Genomic DNA, 20,065 nt, shown 5'->3' on the forward strand with positions numbered 1-20,065 from the left:
GGATTATCCCGCGCCGGCGGTGGTACGCTGCGGCTTTTCCCCACTCCAGCTTTCTGCCATGCAATTCGCCATCATGGGCGCCGGCGCCGTGGGCTGCTACTACGGTGGCATGCTGGCGCGCGCGGGCCACGCCGTCACCCTGGTTGCCCGCCCGGCACACGTGGACGCCGTCCGTGCCCACGGCCTGCGCTTGCAGACCACCGCCTTCGACGAACAGGTGCCGTTGCGCGCCACCGCCACGCCCGACGGTGTGGCCGGCGCCGACGTGGTGCTGTTCTGCGTCAAGTCCACCGACACCGAAAGCGCCGGTGCCGCCATGCGCCCGCACCTGGCCCCGCACGCCGCGGTGCTGAGCCTGCAGAACGGCGTGGACAACGCGCCCCGCCTGGCCGAGGTGCTGGGCCGCCCGGTGGTGCCGGCCGTGGTCTACGTGGCCGCCGGCATGGCCGGGCCGGGGCACGTGCAGCACCACGGGCGCGGCGAACTGGTCGTCAGCCCCTACCCGGGGGCCGAGGCGCTGGTGGCCGCCGCCGCGCAGGCGCAGGTGCCCATCCACCTGTCGGACGGGGTGCTGGGCGAACTCTGGGCCAAGCTGCTGCTCAACTGCGCCTACAACCCGCTGTCGGCCATCACCCGGCTGCCGTACGCGGCGCTGGTGGCCTGCCCCGGCGTGTGGGACGTGCTGCGCGACGTGGAGCGCGAATGCCGCGCCGTGGCCGCCGCCGACGGGGTGCAGATCCCCGGCGACACCTGGGCCGCGCTGGAAGGCATTGCGCGGACCATGCCGACGCAGCTGTCGTCCACCGCACGCGACCTGATGCGCGGCAAGCCGAGCGAGATCGACCACCTCAACGGCTACGTGCTGCGCCGCGCCGCCGCCCACGGCCTGGCGGTGCCGGCCAACCGGCTGCTGCACACGCTGGTGCGCGCGCTGGAGTCCGGCGCCGCCGCCGCGCCGGCCTGCGACAATGCAGCCCCATGAATTCCACCTACGTTTTGACCCTGTCCTGCCAGGACAAGCCCGGCATCGTGCACGCGGTGTCGGGGTTTCTGCTGGAGCACGGCGGCAACATCGAGGAAGCCGCCCAGTACAACGACCACGACACCGGCCTGTTCTTCATGCGGGTGCAGTTCGTCTGCGCCGGCCTGGACGCCGCCGAGCTGCGGGCCCGCGTGGCCGCCTTCGCCCAGGCCCACGCCATGCAATGGGGCCTGCACGCGCTGAACCAGCCCATGCGCACCGTGCTGCTGGTCAGCCAGCAGGGCCACTGCCTGAACGACCTGCTGTTCCGCTGGAAAAGCGGCCTGCTGCGGCTGGACATCCGCGCCATCGTCAGCAACCACCGCGACTTCTACCAGTTGGCGGCCAGCTACAACATCCCCTTCCACCACCTGCCGGTCACGGCCGACACCAAGGCCCAGGTGGAGGCCAAGCAGCTGGAAATCATCCGCCAGGAACAGGCCGAGCTGGTGGTGCTGGCGCGCTACATGCAGATTTTGTCGAACGACCTGTGCACCCAGCTGGCGGGCAAGGCGATCAACATCCACCACAGTTTCCTGCCCAGTTTCAAGGGCGCCAAGCCCTACTACCAGGCGCACGACCGCGGCGTCAAGCTGATCGGTGCCACCGCCCACTACGTGACCGCCGACCTGGACGAGGGCCCGATCATCGAGCAGGACGTGGCCCGGGTGGACCACAGCATGGCCGTGGACGACCTGACCGCGCTGGGCCGCGACACCGAAAGCCAGGTGCTGGCCCGCGCCGTGAAGTGGCACAGCGAGCACCGCGTGCTGCTCAACGGCCACAAGACCGTGGTCTTCAAGTGACGGCCTGGGCATGACGGTGCGCATCCCCCCCATCCAGTGCCTGCTGACCTTCGAGGCGCTGGCGCGGCTGCGCAGCGTCACCCAGGCGGCCGAGGAGCTGTGCGTCACCCCCAGCGCGGTGAGCCACCGCGTCAAGCAGCTGGAACAGGTGCTCGGGGTCAAGCTGTTCGGCCGGGCCGACTTTTCGCTGACCACCGAAGGCAGCGAGTACCTGGCCCACGTGCGCGAGGGCCTGGCCACGCTGCAGCGCTTTCCCAGCCGTCAGGCCAACCCGGGGCGGCGCAAGCTGCGGCTGGCGGTCACGCCCACCTTCGCGCGCTCCATCGTCATGCCGCGGCTCAAGCAGTTCGCCGAGGCCTACCCGGAAATCGACATCACCATGCAGGTCAGCATTCCGCTGCTGGACGTGGTGGCCGAGGACGCCGACCTGACCGTGCGCTACGGCACCGGCCGCTACGCCGACGTGGAGCACGTCTGCCTGACGAAAGACGTGGTGGTGCCGCTGGCCTCGCCCGCCTTCGTGCGCGAGCACGGCCCCTTCGTCACCGCCGACGACCTGGAAGGCGTGCCGCTGCTGCGCAGCCCGCTGGAGCCGTGGCGCACCTGGTTCGCCGCCAACCACCTGGACTGGCCGGAACCCACCGACGGCTCGCAGTTCAACGACATCGGGCTGATGTGCGACGGCGCCGCCGCCGGCATGGGCGTGGCGCTGGTGCGGCTCAAGCTGGGCGCGCCCTGGATCGAGCACGGCGCGCTGGTGCGGCTGGGCGAGTCCGAGGTGTTCAACCGCGAGGTGCCCAGCCCGCACGCCCACTACCTGTGCTGGCGCACCGGCGTGATGGAGCGCTGGGAATGCGCCGCCTTCGCCGAGTGGCTCAAGCAGGCCACGCGCTGACGGCGGCCGGTCTCACTCCACCGCCAGGCGCTGGCTGCCGCCGCTGAGCTTTTTCGGCAGCGTCAGCACCAGCACGCCGTTGTCGTAACGGGCCTTGGCCGCGGCGTTGTCGATGTCCACCGGCAACTGGAAGCTGCGCGCCACCGAACCGAAATAGCGCTCGCTGCGCAGCAGTTTCTCGTCGGCGTTCTGGCTGTCGAGCTGCTTGACCTCGGCGCGCAGCGTGACCACGTTGCCGTCCACCGTGACGTGGATGTCCTCCTTGGCCACGCCGGGCAGTTCGGCGTGTACCGTGTAGGCCTGCGGGGTTTCCTTCACGTCCACCTTGATGGATTGGGGCAGCGGATCGCCGTGCAGGGGGCGCACGAAAAAGCCGGGCGCCATGTCCTTGAAGAAGTCGTCGAGCAAACCGCTGCGGGTGACCAAACCGTTCATAGCAATCTCCTTGCAAAACGTGGGGAGGCATCCACCACCGACCTGCGGCTGGCGCCGGGCCAAGGTGGCGGGACATCCGAAAAATAGCGCCGCCCCGCGCCCTTTTCAAGGGCCTGCGCACGGTCAGACCGGCGCGCATGCACGGGGTTTGACGCACATCAAACCGCGCCCGGGCGGTGCCGGATTCACAGGCGCTTGCAGCTTTTTTCAACCGCCGCGGCGGGGCTTGGCCTACACTGGCCCACCATGAACGCCCCCGCCGATTCCCGCCTGACCCAGGCCCTGCAACGCGCCCAGGACCGCGGCGCGCGCCAGGCCGAGGTGGTGCACGCGCTGCAGGCCGTGCTGCCCGCGCACGCCCTGCTCTACACGCCGGAAGACACCACGCCCTACGAGTGCGACGGCCTGACCGCCTACCGCGAGCGTCCGCTGTGCGTGGCCCTGCCCGAAACCGAAGACCAGGTGCAAGCCGTGCTGCGTGCCTGCCACCTGCTGGACGTACCGGTGGTGGCGCGCGGGGCCGGCACCGGTCTGTCGGGCGGCGCCATGCCGCATGCCCTGGGCGTGACACTGAGCCTGGCCAAATTCAACCGCATCCTGTCCATCGACCCGCTGGCCCAGACCGCCGTGGTGCAGGCCGGGGTGCGCAACCTCGCCGTTTCCGAAGCGGCCGCGCCGCACGGTCTGTACTACGCCCCCGACCCCAGCAGCCAGATCGCCTGCACCATCGGTGGCAACGTGGCCGAAAACTCCGGCGGCGTGCACTGCCTCAAGTACGGGCTGACGGTGCACAACGTGTTGCAGGTGCGCGGCTACACCATCGAGGGCGAGCCGGTCACCTTCGGCGGTACCGCGCTGGACGCGCCGGGGCTGGACCTGCTGGCGGTGCTGATCGGCAGCGAAGGCATGCTGGCCGTGACCACCGAGGTCACCGTCAAACTGGTGCCCAAGCCGCAGCTGGCGCGCTGCATCATGGCCAGCTTCGACGACGTGCGCCAAGCCGGCGACGCGGTGGCGGCCGTGATTGCGGCCGGCATCATCCCGGCCGGGCTGGAGATGATGGACAAACCCATGACCGTGGCGGTGGAGGACTTCGTCCACGCCGGCTACGACCTGACGGCCGAGGCCATCCTGCTGTGCGAAAGCGATGGCACGCCCGAGGAGGTGGAAGAAGAAATCGGCCGCATGAGCGCGGTGCTGCGCGACTGCGGCGCCACCGCCATCGCGGTCAGCCAGAACGAGGCCGAACGGCTGCGCTTCTGGAGCGGGCGCAAGAACGCCTTCCCCGCCAGCGGCCGCATCAGCCCCGACTACATGTGCATGGACAGCACCATCCCGCGCAAGCGGCTGGCCGACATCCTGCTGGCCATTGCCGAGATGGAGAAAAAGTACCGGCTGCGCTGCGCCAACGTGTTCCACGCCGGCGACGGCAACCTGCACCCGCTGATTTTGTTCGATGCCAACGACCCCGACCAGCTGCACCGCTGCGAGCTGTTCGGCGCCGACATCCTGGAAACCAGCGTGGCCATGGGCGGCACCGTGACCGGCGAACACGGCGTGGGCGTGGAAAAGCTCAACAGCATGTGCGTGCAGTTTTCCCCGGAAGAAAACGAGCAGATGTTCGGCGTCAAGCGCGCCTTTGACACCAAGGGCCTGCTCAACCCGGGCAAGGTCATTCCCACCCTGCACCGCTGCGCCGAGTACGGCAAGATGCTGGTGCGCGCCGGGCAGATCAAGCACCCGGACTTGCCGCGCTTCTGAGCCCGGGCCGGCGCCCGGTGCGCCGGCCTCAGGCGCGGGCGCGCTGCAGCAGGGCGTCGAACGACGCCTGCCACTCGGGGGTCTGGAAGTCGGCGGCGAGCTGGGCCAGCCGCGGCTGGCGCATGAAGTGCGTCTGCAGGTGGTAGAATTCCGCCCCCTCCAGCTCACCGATCATGGCCTGCTCCACCCGATCCCACTGGCCGCTCACGAAGCGCTCGGCCACGCGGGCGCAGTAGTAGGTCAGGGCGGTGCGCAGGCCCTGCTCGGGCGTCATCTCGCGCGGCGGCATCACCAGCACCCGGTCGATGGCGCGCACCTGCTCGACGATGGCCGCCGGCATCTGCCACTGCGCCATCATCAGGCAACCCAGTTCGCCGGCGCACAGGCCCAGCGCCTCCTGCTCGGCGCGGGTGCGCTCCAGAAAGTCCAGCGCGCCGTCGCGCAGGGTGTCGGCCGGTTCGCGCAGCGACAGGGCCGCCATGTGCCCCACGAACGACAGCACCGCCAGCGTGACCATGCCGCCCGGGTCGCTCACGCCGACGTAGCGGCCCAGTTGCAGGCACAGCTGGCCGGCCAGGCTGCTGCTGCGCCACCAGCGGTCGAACAGGGGCCGCAGGCGCGCATCGGCCGGGCGCAGGGCGTCTTCCAGCAGGCACTGCACGGCGACCGTGCGCACCGTGTCCAGGCCCAGGAAGACGATGGCCGAGGACACGTCGCTGACCGGGCGCGACAGGCCGTAGAGCGGCGCGTTCACCTGGGCCAGCAGGCGCGCCGCCACGTGGGGGTGCTGCAAGATGGCTTCGGCCAGTTGGGTGGCCGTGGCGCGCTGCAGAAAGTCTTCGGACAAGAACCGCTGGCCGTCCTGCGGCGGGCGCGGCAGGTGCGCGACGCGCTCGGTCAGGGCCTGCAGCGCGTCGGCCGGCAGCTCGAACGCCTCGCGCCGGGCAAAACCCTCCAGCGCCGCCGGCATGGCCCACTGTTTGGGGGTGAAGACCGGGGCCGACGGCCTGGCCACAGAGGCCGCCGGGGTGGGTGCAGGAGCGACCGCTGGCGCGCCAGCGGTGCGAGGGAAGCACTTGTTCAACAACCAACGAAACAGCATGGGCGCCCTTTCTGGCGAAGTGAGTGCGCACAGTATAGAAAGGTCGCGCGCCCCGTCGGGCGGCGGCCGCGTCAGGTCAGGCCCAGGCGCTTGAGCCGGTAGGCCAGCTGGGCGCGGGTCAAGCCAAGCTGGCGGGCGGTTTCGGCCACGTTGTAGCGGTGGGCCACCAGGGCGTTTCGGTAGCGCTGCGCTTCCTGGCGGGCCTCGGCCGAGCGCGGTGCGGCGCGGGCGCCCCGGCCCGGTGCGGGCGGCGCCGCCACCGGGGCCTCGGCCAGGCGACCGCCACCCCTCAGCCCCCAGGGCATGGCCGGCGCCTCGCCGCCGCGGAACAGGTGGTGCAGGTCGATCGGCTCGTCGTCGTCGGCCATGATGACGCCGCGCTCCACCAGGTTCTGCAGCTCGCGGATGTTGCCCGGGAACTCGTACTGCAGCAGCGCCTGCACCGCGCGGTGGGTGAAGCCGCTGGCCGCCCGCCCGTGCAGCGCGTTGTAGCGGCGCAGGAAGGCGTCCATCAGCAGCGGGATGTCGTCGCGCCGCTCCCGCAGCGGCGGCAGGTGGATGGGAAACACGTGGAGGCGGAAGTACAGGTCCTCGCGGAAGCGGCCAGCGGCCACCGCGTCGCGCAGGTCCACGTTGCTGGCGGCGACCACCCGCACGTCCACCGCCACCTCGCGCACACCGCCCACGCGCTCGATGCGCCGCTCCTGCAGGGCGCGCAGCAGTTTGCCCTGGGCCGCGAACGAAAGCGAGGCGATTTCGTCCAGAAACAGGGTGCCGCCCGCGGCCCGCTCGAAGCGGCCCGGGCGCGACACCGTGGCCCCGGTGAACGCGCCGCGCTCCACCCCGAACAGCTCGGACTCGACCAGCGCCTCGGGAATGGCGGCGCAGTTGAGCGCGACGAACGGCCCCGCCGCGCGCGGGCTGATGCGGTGCAGGGTCTGGGCAAACCGTTCCTTGCCCGCGCCGGACGGCCCGGTGAACAGCACCGTGGCCACGGTCGGCGCGGCGCGCTCGATCAGGTGGCGCGCGGCGCTGAAGCTCGACGAAATGCCGATCAGCCCGTCGGCCTCGGTCGGGGCCGGCGCTGGCGCGGCGGGTACCCCGCGCCGGCGGCCCACCTGGCGCGCCGACGCGTCGGGCTGAAAGTAGTGCTGGTCCAGCTCGGCGTCGGCCCACTGGTCGGCCGGGCGGCCGACGATGCGGCAGGCCTCGGCCCCAGTGGCGCGGCAGGCCACCTCGCGGAACAGCACCAGCTTGCCCATGAAAGCGCTGGCGTAGCCACTGGCGTAACCCAGCTGCATCCAGCAGGCCGGCTCGGTGCCGATGCCAAAGGCCGCGATGTGCTCGTCGTCCTCGCTGGAGTCGTGCCACAGGTACTCGGCGTAAAAGTCGCCGCGCGCGATGTCGAACTCGAAGGCCACCGTCTGCGGGCGCACAAAGCCTTCCAGCTTGTGCAGACGCGGGCCGGCGTCGAACACGTTGGCCGGGTCGCCGGTGGGCCAGACGCGGCGCACCAGCTCGGCATCGCGCGCACCGGCGCTGTAGCCGACCCGGGTGAGCAGGGAACGGGCCGCCTCCTGCCCCAGGCGCGCCACCAGCTCCGAGCGCAGCGCGCCGTAGGTGGACGCGCGCCACAACAGCATGCGCTGGTCGTTGAGCCAGATGCGGCCGTCGTCGGGCGCGAACACCAGGGTGTCGGTCAGTTCGCGCAGGGTCGGGGTGGCGCCGGCGTCGATGTCGTCGCTGGTGCGGACCTGCAGCAGGCGCTGGGCCACCGGGGCGGGGTTGGGCATGGGAGGGACCGGGTGCTTTGATCGATCTTTGATCATAAAAGATGGATCAAATGGGTGCGCTTGGACTCGGTAATAACCCAAAAAACACAGAACAAGTCCTTGATTTATTTCATGTTTTCAAGAGGCGAAAAACTGGCACAGCGGTTGCAGAGAGGGAGGCGCATTGCACCACCACATCCCGAACCCTTCATGACCACACCCCCCACCACCGCCCTGCTCATCGGCGGGCAAGCCCGCCCGGCCGCCGACGGCGCCACCTTCGAGCGCCGCAACCCCCTGGACCACCGCGTGGCCACCCGCGCGCCGGCCGCCACCGCCGACGACGCCCGCGCCGCCGTGGACGCCGCCGCCCAGGCCTTCCCGGCTTGGGCGGCCATGGGCCCGGGCGCGCGCCGCGCGCTGTTGATCAAGGCCGCCCACGCCCTGGAAGCCAAGGGCGAGGCCTTTGCCCAGGCCATGGCCGCCGAAACCGGTGCCTCCGCCCTCTGGGCCGGCTTCAACGTCCACCTGGCGGCCGACATGCTGCTGGAAGCCGCCGCGCTGACCACCCAGATCGACGGCCAGGTCATCCCGTCCAACGTGCCCGGCAACCTGGCCCTGGCCGTGCGCCAGCCGGCCGGCGTGGTGCTGGGCATCGCGCCCTGGAACGCCCCGGTGATCCTGGGCGTGCGCGCCATCGCCACCCCGCTGGCCTGCGGCAACACGGTGGTCCTGAAGGGCTCCGAACTGTGCCCGGCCACCCATGGTCTGATCATCGAGGCCTTGCAGGAAGCGGGATTGCCCCCTGGCGTGGTCAACTTCGTCACCAACGCCCCGGCCGACGCCGGCGCGGTGGTCGAAGCCATGGTGGCCCACCCGGCCTTGCGCCGCGTGAACTTCACCGGCTCCACCAAAGTGGGCAAGCTGATCGCGCAGACCTGCGCCAAGCACCTGAAACCCGCCGTGCTGGAACTGGGCGGCAAGGCCCCGTTCGTGGTGCTGGACGACGCCGACCTCGACGCCGCCGTGGCCGCGGCCACCTTCGGCGCCTTCGCCAACTCGGGCCAAATCTGCATGTCCACCGAGCGCCTCATCGTGGACCAGGCCGTGGCCGACACCTTCGTGGCCCAACTGGCCGAGCGTGCCCAGGGCCTGCCGCTGGGCGACCCGCGCCACGGCCCGGTGGTGCTGGGTTCGGTGGTGGACATGGCCACCGTGGCGCGCTGCAACGCCCTGATCGACGACGCCCTGGCCCAGGGCGCGACGCTGGTGTGCGGCGGCAAGGCCACCGACACCTTGATGCCCGCCACGCTGCTCGACCACGTGACCCCGGCGATGAAGATTTACCAGGAAGAAACCTTCGGCCCGGTCAAGGCGATCGTGCGGGTGAACGGTGTGGAAGAGGCCGTGGCCTGCGCCAACGACAACGAGTTCGGTCTGGCCGCCGCCGTGTTCGGCCAAAACACCGCGCGCGCCTGGCAGGTGGCCAGCCGCATCGAGTCGGGCATTTGCCACATCAACGGACCCACCGTGCACGACGAAGCCCAGATGCCCTTCGGCGGCGTCAAAGGCTCGGGCTACGGCCGCTTCGGCGGCCAGGCCGGCATCGACGCCTTCACCGAACTGCGCTGGATCACGGTGCAGAACACCCCGCGCCATTATCCGTTCTGAGTTTTCCACACCCCACCAGAGGAGAGACTTCCCTTGACCCCCCAACACCGCCCCTGGGCCGGCCGGCTGGTCGGCGCCGCCCTGTTCGCGGGCCTGGCCACCACCGCCAGCGCCCAGACCCTCACCAAAGGCCAGCAGTTCTACCAAAAGGTCTGCGCCAAGTGCCACGAAGTGGGCACCGGCCCGCTGCTGCTGGGCCGCCAACTGCCCGAAGCCACGGTCCAGATCATCGCGCGCCATGGCTTGAACGCCATGCCCGCGTTCCGCCACACCGACATCGACGACGCCACCCTGCAGGAGCTGGCGGCCTTCATCCACAAGTCCCCCGCCCCGGCGAACAAGTAAACGGAGACCGCCCATGAGCACCGATAGACGTTCGATTTTGAAAGGCCTGGCCGCCGCTGGTTTGGTGATGGCCGGCCTGCCCTGGGCCCAGGCGAAGCCCGTGGCCGATCTGCCCGCCGGCGCCCCCGCGCCCCGCAGCGTGACCTCCTTGGTCAGCGGCTCGGCGCTGGATGCCGCCTTTTTGAGTGGCGTGCGCCAAGGCGCCCAAGGCGAAGGTCACGGTCTGGCGGCCCAGCCCTTGAAGGGCTTGGAAGCCGGCACCTACGTCCAGCTCAACCGCCTGCTGCAAGACGGCGAACCGACTCTGCTGGTGGGCCTGCTGGACGACGCCGCCGCCACCCTGGTGCTGGACCTGGTCCGCAGCCACGGTGGCCGCGTGCTGGCCCTGCAGACGCACCGCGTTGGCGCCGACGCGGCGCCTTGGGCCCAAGCCCTGGGCCAAGCGCTGGTGAGCCCACCGAACCCGACCCCCGTGGCGCCCACCGCCCACGCCGGCCGCACCTACGTCTCTTTGAGCTGCGTGATTTGAGCGCGTTGAACCCGCGCCGATAACAGGAACCCCGCCATGAGCACCCAACCCCGCAAATACCTCGCCCTGCCCAAGGGCGTGAGCGAAAACCGCTTCGACGCGGCGATCAAGAAATTCCAGGCCGCCCTGGGCACCGAGCAGGTGCTGTTCTCGGCCGAGCACCTGGCCCCCTACACCAAGGTCATGATGGCCGTGGACGCGGCCAAACACACCCCGTCCGCCGTGCTCACCGCCACCAGCGTGGAGCAGGTGCAGGCCGTGGTCAAGATCTGCAACGAGTACCGCATTCCGGTGTGGACCATCTCCACCGGCCGCAACTTCGGTTACGGTTCGGCCGCCCCGGTCGAGCGGGGCCAGATCGTGCTGGACTTGAAGAAGATGAACAAGATCCTGCACGTGGACCCCGAACTGTGCACCGCGCTGGTCGAGCCCGGCGTGACCTACCAGGACCTGTACGACTACATCGAAGAGCGCCAGCTGCCGTTGATGCTGTCGTTCTCGGCGCCGTCGGCCATTGCCGGCCCGCTGGGCAACACCATGGACCGTGGCGTGGGCTACACCCCCTACGGCGAACACTTCCTGATGCAGTGCGGCATGGAGCTGGTGCTGGCCAACGGCGACGTCCTGCGCACCGGCATGGGCGGCGTCAAGGGCGACAAGGCGTGGCAGGTGTTCAAGTGGGGTTACGGCCCGACCCTGGACGGCATGTTCACCCAGTCCAACTACGGCATCTGCACCAAGATGGGCTTCTGGCTGATGCCCAAGCCCCCGGTGTTCAAGCCCTTCGAGATCAAGTTCGACCACGAAGCCGACATCAACGAGATCGTGGAAATGCTGCGCCCGCTGCGCATCGCCAACATCATCCCCAACGCGGTGGTGATTGCCGGCACGCTGTGGGAAGCCGCCACCTGCGGCGTGCGCCGTTCTGACTACACCACAGAGCCGGGTGCCACGCCGGATTCCGTGCTGGCCCAGATCCGCAAAGACAAGCACCTGGGTGCCTGGAACGTGTACTGCGCCCTGTACGGCAGCCCCGAGCAGGTGGAAGTGAACTGGAAGATCGTCACCGAGACCATCCAACGCGCCGGCAAGGGCCGCATCGTGACGCAGGAAGAGGCCGGTGACACCCAGCCCTTCAAGTACCGTGCCCAGTTGATGTCGGGCGTGCCCAACCTGCAAGAGTTTGGCCTGTACAACTGGCGTGGGGGCGGTGGCTCCATGTGGTTCGCCCCGGTGAGCCAGGCCCGTGGCAGCGAGTGCGACAAGCAGTTCGCGCTGGCCAAGAAGATCCTGAACAAGCACGGCCTGGACTACGTGGGCGAGTTCATCGTCGGCTGGCGCGACATGCACCACGTGATCGACGTGCTGTTCGACCGCACCAGCGAAGAAGAAACCCAGCGCGCCAACGCCTGCTTCGCCGAGCTGCTCGACGAGTTCGAGAAGGAAGGCTACGCCGTCTACCGCGTCAACACCGCCTTCCAGGAGCGCGTGGCGCAGAGCTACGGCCCGGTCAAGCGCTCGGTGGAACGCAAGATCAAGCGCGCCCTCGACCCGAACGGCATCCTGGCGCCGGGCAAGTCCGGCATCCGGCTCTGAGCGGGCGCGGCCCCACCGGGCCGCCCCCTTCAGGTACAGTCGGGCCATGAGCCCCTCGCCGTTGGACGACAAGCTGCCCGAGTCGTTTTTCGCCGCCCTGTACCCGCCGCCAGACGCCCCCGAGCCGGCCACGGCGCCGGCGGGCACGGCCCCCGGCGGGCTGCTGGAACGGCTGATCGAGAACTGGCCAGGGGCGGTGTTCTGCCTGGACCCGCGGCTGAACTGCCTGCTGGCCAACCGCGAGGCGCGCAGCTGGTGCCTCGGCCTCGACGGCGCGGCCCCGACGCTGCCGCGCCCCCTCTACACCCTGCTCGACGAACGCCTGACCGGCGTGCTGCTGCCCTACCTGTCGGCCGCGCTGCGCGGGCTGGAAATGGGCGTGGACGAAACCTTCACCCACCCCCGCCTGGGCGAACGCAGCCTGGCGGTGCGGGTGCAGCCCGACCACGACGGCGGCCACATCGCCGGCGTGTTCCTGCACTTGCAGGACACGACCGACCTGCGCCTGGCCGCCGCCCTGGCCGAACACCCCCCCGCCCCGGCGCCCCGCACCGACCACGAGGCCCACCTGCGCCTCCTGGCCGACGGCCTGCGCGACGCCGCCATCTTTTTTCTCGACGCCGAAGGCCACATCCACGACTGGCCGCCCAGCGCCGAACGCCTGCTGGGCCACCGGCCTGAGCAGGTGCTGGGCCAGCCCCTGCACACCCTGGCCGCGCCCGGCGCCGACCCCGCCGACGACCCCGCCGACGACCCGCTGCGCCAGGGCCTGGAACGCGCCGCCCTGCTGGGCCAGAGCGAAACCCCGGGCTGGCAGCGCCGCGCCGACGGCCAGGCGTTCTGGGCCCAGACCCTGTTGACCGCCCTGCACGACCCGGCCAGCGGCGCCCTCAGCGGCTACGCCTGCCTGATGCGCGACACCACCGAGGTCAAGCGCCTGGTCGATCTGCTGCAGGCGCTGAACCAGGCGCTGGAGGCGCGCGTGGCCGAACGCACCCAGCAGCTGGAGGCCATCAACCAGGACCTGGAGGCGTTCTCCTATTCCGTCTCGCACGACCTGCGCGCGCCGCTGCGCCACATCGCCAGCTACCTGGAACTGCTGCGCGAGGACCTGGGCCCCGACACGCCGGCGGCGGCGCGGCAGGACCTGGACCGCATCGACGCCGCGGCCCGCCACATGGGCGCGTTGATCGAGGGGCTGCTGGCGTTCTCGCGCCTGGGCCGCGCGCCGCTGCAACCGCGGCCGGTGGCCATGGGGGCGCTGCTGCAGTCCAGCCTGAACCGGGTGCAGCACGACCCCGCCCTGCGCCGCCCCGACGGCGAGGTGCGGTGGACCCTGCCCGCCGACCTGCCCGAGGTGCGCGGCGACGGCCTGCTGTTGAGCCAGGTCTGGGACAACCTGCTGGCCAACGCGCTCAAGTACAGCCGGCCGCGCCAGCCGGCGCAGATCGAGGTGGGCTGGCGGCCCGGCGACGGCGCGGCCGAGGCCGTGTTCTGGGTGCGCGACAACGGCGTGGGCTTCGACCCGAAACGCGCCGACCAGCTGTTTGGCGTGTTCCAGCGCCTGCACCGCGCCAGCGAGTTCGAGGGCACCGGCATCGGCCTGGCGCTGTGCCGCCGCATCGTGGAACGGCACGGCGGCCGCATCTGGGCCGATGGCCGGGTCGGCGCGGGCAGCACCTTCTGGTTCGCCCTGCCCACCGGCGGCCCCGACGCCGCGCCGCCCCAGGCCGGTCAGGCCGGGTAGTGGCGGGCGCCGAAGATGGCGCTGCCCACCCGCACCAGGGTGCTGCCGCTGGCGACCGCGGCCTCCAGGTCGTCGCTCATGCCCATGGACAGGGTGTCCAGGTCCAGCCCCGCCGCGCGCAGTTGCTCCCACAGGGCCCGCGCACGGCCAAACACCGCGCAGGCCGCGGCCACGTCCGGGGCCGGCTCGGGGATGCACATCAACCCGCGCAGGCGCAGACGCGGCAGGGCCGCCACCGCCTGGGCCAGCGCCAGGGCGTCGGCCGGCGCCACGCCGGACTTGTTGGGGCCGCCGTCCACGTTCACCTGCACGCACACCTGCAGCGGCGCCAGCCCGGGCGGCCGCTGCTCGCTCAGGCGTTGGGCAATCTTCAGCCGGTCCACCGTGTGCACCCAGTCGAAATGCTCGGCCACCGGGCGCGTCTTGTTGCTTTGCAGCGGGCCGATGCAGTGCCACTCCAGCCCTTCGACGCCGTCGGCGCGCAGGCGCTGCACCTTGTCCACGCCTTCCTGCACATAGTTTTCGCCAAAGGCGCGCTGGCCGGCCGCGTGCGCCGCCCGCACCGCGTCGGCGCCCCAGGTCTTGGAGACGGCCAGCAGCCGCACGCCGGCCGGGTCACGCCCGGCCTGGGCGCAGGCCTGTTGCAGGCGGGCACGCACCCGCTGGAGATTGTCTGCAATCGTTGCCATAATGGTCAGCGCCACACTCTCTGAGGGAATTGGGATGGACATCACTCAACTGCTGGCCTTCAGCACCAAGAACAAAGCGTCCGATTTGCACCTGTCCGCCGGCCTGCCGCCGATGATACGGGTCCACGGCGATGTGCGCCGCATCAACGTCGAGCCGCTGGACCACAAGCAGGTGCACGGCATGGTCTACGACATCATGACCGACGCCCAGCGCAAGCACTACGAAGAATTCCTGGAGGTGGACTTTTCGTTCGAGATCGAAGGGCTGGCGCGTTTTCGCGTCAACGCCTTCAACCAGAACCGCGGCGCGGCCGCCGTGTTCCGCACCATTCCCAGCAAGATCCTGACGCTGGAGCAGCTCAACTGCCCCAAAATCTTTGCCGAACTCTCGCTCAAGCCGCGCGGCCTGGTGCTGGTCACCGGCCCCACCGGCTCGGGCAAGTCCACCACGCTGGCGGCCATGGTCAACCACCTCAACGAGAACGAGTACGGCCACGTGCTCACCATCGAAGACCCGATCGAATTCGTGCACGAATCGAAAAAGTGCCTGGTCAACCAGCGCGAGGTCGGGCCGATGACGCTGAGCTTCTCCAACGCGCTGCGCTCGGCCCTGCGCGAAGACCCGGACGCCATTTTGGTGGGCGAGATGCGCGACCTGGAAACCATCCGCCTGGCCATGACCGCCGCCGAAACCGGCCACCTGGTGTTCGGCACGCTGCACACGTCGAGCGCCGCCAAGACCATCGACCGCATCGTCGATGTGTTCCCGCCGGAAGAAAAGGAAATGGTGCGCGCCATGCTGTCCGAATCGCTGGTGGCCGTGATTTCGCAGACGCTGCTGAAAACCGCCGACGGCAACGGCCGCGTCGCCGCGCACGAAATCATGATCGGCACGCCCGCCATCCGCAACCTGATCCGCGAGAACAAGGTGGCGCAGATGTACTCGGCCATCCAGACCGGCATGGGCTTTGGCATGCAGACGCTGGACCAGAGCCTGATGGACCTGGTGCGCCGCAACCAGGTGCTGCCGGCCGAGGCGCGCGCCAAGGCCAAGATCCCCGACAACTTCCCCGGCTGAGCCGCAAGGAGCCCCCATGGAACGCGATCAAGCCAGCAATTTTGTCAACGACCTGCTGCGCCTGCTGGTCAGCCGCAACGGCAGCGACCTGTTTCTGACCGCCGATTTCCCGCCCGCCATCAAGGTGGACGGCAAGATCACCAAGGTCTCGCCGCAGCCGCTCAGCGGCCAGCACACCCAGGCGCTGGCGCGCGCCATCATGAACGACAAGCAGTCGGCCGAGTTCGAGCGCACCAAGGAGTGCAACTTCGCCATCGCGCCGGGCGGCATCGGGCGCTTTCGCGTCAACGCCTTCGTGCAGATGGGCAAGGTCGGGCTGGTGATGCGCACCATCCCCGCCAAAATCCCGACGGTGGACGAACTGGGCCTGCCCCAGGTGCTGAAAGACGTGGCCATGTCCAAGCGCGGCCTGGCCATTCTGGTGGGCGGCACCGGCTCGGGCAAGTCCACCACCCTGGCGGCCATGGTGGACTGGCGCAACGAAAAATCGCACGACCACATCGTCACCGTGGAAGACCCGGTGGAGTTCGTGCACCAGCACAAGAACTGCATCATCACCCAGCGCGAGGTGGGGCTGGACACCGACAACTGGGAAAACGCGCTCAAGAACTCGTTGCGCCAGGCGCCCAACGTCATCCTGATGGGCGAGATCCGCGACCGCGAAACCATGGAACACGCCATCGCGTTTTCCGAAACCGGCCACCTGTGCCTGGCCACGCTGCACGCCAACAGCGCCAACCAGGCCATGGAGCGCATCATCAACTTCTTCCCCGAAGAGCGCCACCCGCAGCTGCTCAAGGACGTCTCGCTCAACCTGCGCGGCATGATCGCGCAACGCCTCATCCCCAAGGAAGACGGCAAGGGCCGCACCGCGGTGGTGGAGGTGCTGCTCAACAGCGGCCTGATCGCCGACCTCATCGTCAAGGGCGAGATCAACGAGATCAAGGAGGTGATGAAGCGCAGCCAGGAGGTGGGCATGCAGACCTTCGACCAGGCGCTCTACGAGGCCTTCGAGGCGCGGCTGATTTCCTACGAAGACGCGATCCGCAACGCCGACTCGCAAAACGACCTCAAGCTCAACATCAAGCTCAACAGCCAGCGCGCCCGTACCACCGACCTGTCCGCCGGCACCGAACACCTGCAAATCATCTGACCCGCGCATGCCCAGCCTGAACCCGAAAACCTACGAACCCACCTCCCCCACCCGCGTGGCCTTTCTGGGGCTGGGCGTCATGGGCTGCCCCATGGCCGGCCACCTGGCGCTGGCCGGGCACGACGTGACGGTCTACAACCGCAGCGCGGCCAAGGCCGAGGCCTTCGTCGCCGAATTCGCGGCCCAAGGTGTGCGCCACGCCGCCACCCCGCGCGAGGCGGCCCAGGGCGCCGAGTTCGTGTTCTGCTGCGTCGGCAACGACGACGACCTGCGCGCGGTGGTGCTGGGGGCGGCCCTGCCCGGTGGCCAGCGCGGCGGCGACGGCGCCCTGGCCGGCATGGCGCCCGGTACTGTGTTCGTGGACCACACCACCGCCTCGGCCGACGTGGCGCGCGAGCTGCACGCCCTGGCCCAGGCCCAGGGCGTGGCCTTTGTGGACGCACCCGTCTCGGGCGGCCAGGCCGGAGCGCAGAACGGCCTGCTCACCGTCATGTGCGGTGGCGAGGCGGCGGCCTTCGACCGGGTCAAACCCGTGGCCCTGGCGTTTTCGCGCGCCTTCACTTTGATGGGCGGCAGCGGCGCCGGCCAGCTCACCAAAATGGTCAACCAGATCTGCATCGCCGGCCTGGTGCAGGGCCTGAGCGAAGCCGTGGCCTTCGGCCAGCACGCCGGCCTGGACATGAAGCAGGTGCTGGAGGTGATCGGCAAAGGCGCGGCGCAGAGCTGGCAGCTCGACCACCGCGGCCAGACCATGGTGGATGACCGCTTCGATTTCGGCTTTGCGGTGGACTGGATGCGCAAGGACCTGGGCCTGGTGCTGGACGAGGCCAAGCGCAACGGTTCGCGCCTGCCGGTGACGGCGCTGGTGGACCAGTTCTACGCCGACATCCAGACCCTGGGCGGCGGCCGCTGGGACACCTCCAGCCTGGTGCGGCGCCTGCGCTGACGCCGCATGGCGCGCCACACGGCGCGTCGGCTCAGCGGGTGCTGCCGCCGTTCGCCGGGGCCGGCGTGATGCGCGCCAGTTCTTCCTCGCTGATCAGCTCGAACACCCGCACCACCCGCTGCACGCCGGAGATGCTGCGCGTCACGTCGGTGGCGCGGTCGGCCTCGCGCGCGGTGACGCGGCCCATCAGGTAGGTGGTGCCGCGTTCGGTCACCACCTTGAAGGCGTTGGCGCTCAGGTCGCGCGCGTCCAGCAGCGCGGCCTTGACGCGGGCGGTCACCAGGCTGTCGGACGACCGGGCGGTGAACGACGGCGAGGACTGCACGCCCAGCTCGTCCACGATCTCGCGCACGTTTTCCACCCCGGCCACCAAGCGGTTGGCGGTGGCGCGGTCGGCCTCGCTCGGCACCTCGCCGGTCAGCAGCACGCGGCGGTTGTAGCTGGTGACGATGACACGGGCGCGGTCGCCAAACTGCTCACGCAGGCGGCTGGCGGCGCGCATCTCGATGCCCTGGTCCTCCAGCTGCGCGCCCGAGGTGCGGCGGTCGGTGGCCACCAGCACGCCCGAGCCCACCGCCGCGCCCACCACCAGGGGGGCGCAGGCGGTCAGGGTGCTCCCCAGGGCCGCGGCACAGGCCAGCACCGCCAGGGTGCGGGCAGACAAACGCTTGGACAAATTCATGGTTCCATCTCCGGGTCTGTGTCTTCGCCCAGCAACTGGACATCGACACCGTCACAAATGCAATGCAGCGCCAGCTGGTGCGCCTCGTGGATGCGCGGCAGCCGCTCGCTGGGCACGCCCACCAGCACGTCGGTGTCCTTGAGCAGGGGGTTGAGCGGGCCGGGCTTGGCCCCGCACAGGGCCACCACCACCATGTCGCGCTCGTGGGCGGCTTCGACCGCACCCAGTATGTCAGGGGATTGCGGCTGCGTCGTGACCAGAAGTAACACGTCGCCCGGCTGGCCCAGGGCACGCACCTGGCGACCGAAGACGGCGCGCGCGTCGTAGGCGTTGTACAGCCCGGTCAGCGCCGCGGCGTTGGACCCCAGGGCAAACGCGCCCAGCTCGGGCCGGTCGCGCTCGAAACGCCCGACCAGCGAAGCCACAAACGCCTGCACCAGCCCGGCCGACATGCCGCTGCCACAGGCCAGCACCTTGCCGCCGCCGGTCAGCGCGGCCAGCACCGCGCCCACCGCCGCCTCCACCGCCGGGGCCATGGCCTGGGCGCACTGGTATTTCAGGTCGGCGCTGTCGATGAAATGCTGTTGAATCCTTTGCAGAAGCATGGCGGCGATCATACCCAACCGGACGCATCGAACGCCCCGCGCAGCCACTCGACGGCGGTGCCCTCGGCCCCGAGCGCGCCCTGCACCAGCACCACGTCAAAACGGCAGGGCGGCAGCTGGCGCAGCCGGGCCAGGTAGTGGCGCGCGGCGAACACGATGCGGCGCTGCTTGGTGGCCCCGATGCTGCCGCCGGCCCCGCCGTGCGACGCCCCGCTGCGTTGGCGCACCTCCACGAACACGAGCGTGCCGCCGGGCTCCGACATAATCAGGTCTATCTCGCCGCCGCCCCGGCCGGGCGTGCGGAAATTGCGCTGCAGCAGGCGCAGGCCCTGTTGCTGCAGGTGGGCCAGCGCGGCCGCTTCGGCCTGGTCGCCGCGCTGCTTGGTGGTGGCGCGGCCCGGCGTGACAGCCGCGGCACGCGTGCCTTGGGCCCCTGCGGGCGCTCCCTGTTTCTGGACGGTCACTGTGAACCCTTCTTTTCAACCGGCCCTGGCGGCGGCACAGGCCGCGGCCGGTGCCCAGCATTATCCGGCCGGGGCGTTGTACGTGGTGGCCACGCCGGTGGGCAACCTGGCCGACATCACCCTGCGCGCGCTGCAGGTGTTGGGGCTGGTGGACGCCATCGCCTGCGAGGACACCCGCCACACCGCCAGCCTGCTGCAGGCCTATGGGCTGCACAAGCCGCTGCTGGCGGTGCACCAGCACAACGAGGCCGAGGCCGCCCAGGGCGTGGTGGCGCGGCTGCAGCGCGGCGAACGGGTGGCCTACGTGAGCGACGCCGGCACCCCCGGCATCAGCGACCCCGGGGCGCGGCTGTGTGCGGCGGTGCGGGCCGCCGGCCTGCGCAGCGTGCCCTTGCCCGGAGCCAGCAGCCTGACCGCGCTGGTCAGCGTGGCCGGGCTGGCCGAGCACGGCGCGGCCCCGGCCTTCGAGTTCACCGGTTTCCTGCCGGCCAAAGGCGCGGAGCGCGAACAGGCGCTGCGCCGGCTGGCGCAACAGCCGCAGGCCTGCGTGCTGCTGGAGGCGCCGCACCGCGTCGCCGCCCTGGCGCGCGACCTGGCCGCGCTGGGCGAGCGCCCGCTGACGGTGGGGCGCGAGCTGACCAAGCAGTTCGAGGACATCGTCACCCTGCGCTGCGACGCCTGGCCAGCCTGGCTGGCCGCCGACCCGCACCGCAGCAAGGGCGAGTTCGCGCTGGTGCTGCACCCGGTGCCGGCGCGCGCCGCCGACGG

20 protein-coding genes are annotated in these 20,065 nt (G+C 70.3%); 13 read left to right on the forward strand and 7 right to left on the reverse strand.

The genetic code is table 11. From position 1 onward, the window contains the following. Positions 1-58: 58 nt before the first annotated feature. From HA630_RS04250 to HA630_RS04260, 3 genes are read left to right on the forward strand one after another with little or no spacing between them, the layout of a single operon-like run. Complete coding sequence (locus HA630_RS04250; protein ID WP_166832616.1) at positions 59-982, forward strand: ketopantoate reductase family protein; 924 nt, start codon at positions 59-61, stop codon at positions 980-982. Beyond that, positions 979-1,827 (forward strand): formyltetrahydrofolate deformylase, encoded by an 849-nt coding sequence (gene purU / locus HA630_RS04255; RefSeq protein WP_101049666.1) that lies wholly within the window; start codon positions 979-981, stop codon positions 1,825-1,827. Before HA630_RS04250 ends, purU begins: the two co-directional genes overlap by 4 nt. Positions 1,828-1,837: 10 nt before the next feature. Further along, positions 1,838-2,722, forward strand: a complete 885-nt coding sequence (locus HA630_RS04260) for a LysR substrate-binding domain-containing protein (RefSeq protein WP_166832618.1) — start codon at positions 1,838-1,840, stop codon at positions 2,720-2,722. 12 nt (positions 2,723-2,734) lie between these two features. On the opposite strand, the gene HA630_RS04265 is transcribed toward HA630_RS04260, so the two are convergent. Then, the gene (locus HA630_RS04265) at positions 2,735-3,157 is read right to left on the reverse strand and encodes an Hsp20/alpha crystallin family protein (protein ID WP_101049670.1); all 423 of its coding nucleotides are present in this window, start codon (positions 3,155-3,157) and stop codon (positions 2,735-2,737) included. Between the two features lie 246 nt (positions 3,158-3,403). Here HA630_RS04265 and HA630_RS04270 point away from each other — a divergent pair, with 246 nt between their 5' ends. Next, positions 3,404-4,918, forward strand: a complete 1,515-nt coding sequence (locus tag HA630_RS04270; RefSeq protein ID WP_166832620.1) for an FAD-linked oxidase C-terminal domain-containing protein — start codon at positions 3,404-3,406, stop codon at positions 4,916-4,918. Between the two features lie 28 nt (positions 4,919-4,946). Here the strand turns inward: HA630_RS04270 and HA630_RS04275 are convergent, their stop codons facing one another. Beyond that, positions 4,947-6,020, reverse strand: a complete 1,074-nt coding sequence (locus HA630_RS04275) for an HDOD domain-containing protein (RefSeq protein WP_166832623.1) — start codon at positions 6,018-6,020, stop codon at positions 4,947-4,949. Positions 6,021-6,091: 71 nt separating this feature from the next. Then, complete coding sequence (locus HA630_RS04280; RefSeq protein WP_166832625.1) at positions 6,092-7,813, reverse strand: sigma-54-dependent Fis family transcriptional regulator; 1,722 nt, start codon at positions 7,811-7,813, stop codon at positions 6,092-6,094. Positions 7,814-8,002: 189 nt separating this feature from the next. Between HA630_RS04280 and HA630_RS04285 the strand changes: the two genes are divergently transcribed. From HA630_RS04285 to HA630_RS04305, 5 genes are read left to right on the forward strand one after another with little or no spacing between them, the layout of a single operon-like run. Continuing rightward, complete coding sequence (locus HA630_RS04285) at positions 8,003-9,463, forward strand: aldehyde dehydrogenase (RefSeq protein WP_166832627.1); 1,461 nt, start codon at positions 8,003-8,005, stop codon at positions 9,461-9,463. 33 nt (positions 9,464-9,496) lie between these two features. Next, positions 9,497-9,808 carry a cytochrome c gene (locus HA630_RS04290; protein WP_166832630.1) on the forward strand — a complete coding sequence of 104 codons (312 nt, stop codon included), beginning with the start codon at positions 9,497-9,499 and terminating at the stop codon, positions 9,806-9,808. Between the two features lie 13 nt (positions 9,809-9,821). Next, entirely contained in the window at positions 9,822-10,337 is a 516-nt protein-coding gene (locus HA630_RS04295) for a hypothetical protein (RefSeq protein WP_166832632.1), read from the forward strand. A 36-nt stretch (positions 10,338-10,373) separates the two neighbouring features. Next, positions 10,374-11,933 carry an FAD-binding oxidoreductase gene (locus tag HA630_RS04300; RefSeq protein WP_166832634.1) on the forward strand — a complete coding sequence of 520 codons (1,560 nt, stop codon included), beginning with the start codon at positions 10,374-10,376 and terminating at the stop codon, positions 11,931-11,933. 46 nt (positions 11,934-11,979) lie between these two features. Next, positions 11,980-13,680 carry an ATP-binding protein gene (locus HA630_RS04305; protein WP_166832636.1) on the forward strand — a complete coding sequence of 567 codons (1,701 nt, stop codon included), beginning with the start codon at positions 11,980-11,982 and terminating at the stop codon, positions 13,678-13,680. Here the strand turns inward: HA630_RS04305 and HA630_RS04310 are convergent. After that, positions 13,668-14,369: a YggS family pyridoxal phosphate-dependent enzyme gene (locus HA630_RS04310; protein ID WP_166832638.1), complete on the reverse strand. Its 702-nt coding sequence runs from the start codon at positions 14,367-14,369 to the stop codon at positions 13,668-13,670. The two genes, HA630_RS04305 and HA630_RS04310, sit on opposite strands and share 13 nt — an antisense overlap. Before the next feature lie 34 nt (positions 14,370-14,403). Here HA630_RS04310 and HA630_RS04315 point away from each other — a divergent pair, with 34 nt between their 5' ends. The 3 genes from HA630_RS04315 to HA630_RS04325 are packed head-to-tail and all read left to right on the forward strand — an operon-like array spanning position 14,404 to position 17,546. Beyond that, the gene (locus HA630_RS04315; RefSeq protein ID WP_166832640.1) at positions 14,404-15,447 is read left to right on the forward strand and encodes a type IV pilus twitching motility protein PilT; all 1,044 of its coding nucleotides are present in this window, start codon (positions 14,404-14,406) and stop codon (positions 15,445-15,447) included. 16 nt (positions 15,448-15,463) lie between these two features. Further along, the gene (locus HA630_RS04320) at positions 15,464-16,600 is read left to right on the forward strand and encodes a PilT/PilU family type 4a pilus ATPase (protein WP_166832642.1); all 1,137 of its coding nucleotides are present in this window, start codon (positions 15,464-15,466) and stop codon (positions 16,598-16,600) included. Between the two features lie 7 nt (positions 16,601-16,607). Further along, positions 16,608-17,546, forward strand: coding sequence for an NAD(P)-dependent oxidoreductase (locus HA630_RS04325; protein WP_166832644.1), 939 nt, complete (start codon positions 16,608-16,610; stop codon positions 17,544-17,546). Between the two features lie 31 nt (positions 17,547-17,577). Here HA630_RS04325 and HA630_RS04330 read toward each other — a convergent pair whose 3' ends face one another. Genes HA630_RS04330 through HA630_RS04340 form a run of 3 tightly spaced genes read right to left on the reverse strand, consistent with a single transcriptional unit; the run spans position 17,578 to position 19,297 of the window. Beyond that, positions 17,578-18,228, reverse strand: coding sequence for a BON domain-containing protein (locus HA630_RS04330; RefSeq protein ID WP_166832646.1), 651 nt, complete (start codon positions 18,226-18,228; stop codon positions 17,578-17,580). Beyond that, on the reverse strand, positions 18,225-18,833 hold the full coding sequence (locus HA630_RS04335) for an SIS domain-containing protein (protein ID WP_166832648.1): 609 nt from the start codon (positions 18,831-18,833) through the stop codon (positions 18,225-18,227). Before HA630_RS04335 ends, HA630_RS04330 begins: the two co-directional genes overlap by 4 nt. A gap of 8 nt (positions 18,834-18,841) precedes the next feature. Next, positions 18,842-19,297: a YraN family protein gene (locus tag HA630_RS04340; RefSeq protein WP_166832650.1), complete on the reverse strand. Its 456-nt coding sequence runs from the start codon at positions 19,295-19,297 to the stop codon at positions 18,842-18,844. 1 nt (position 19,298) lies between these two features. Here HA630_RS04340 and rsmI point away from each other — a divergent pair. Further along, positions 19,299-20,065 (forward strand): 16S rRNA (cytidine(1402)-2'-O)-methyltransferase (rsmI, locus tag HA630_RS04345; RefSeq protein WP_166832652.1); only part of this gene is annotated, 767 nt, incomplete at its 3' end.

The organism is Aquabacterium sp. A08, from assembly GCF_011742065.1.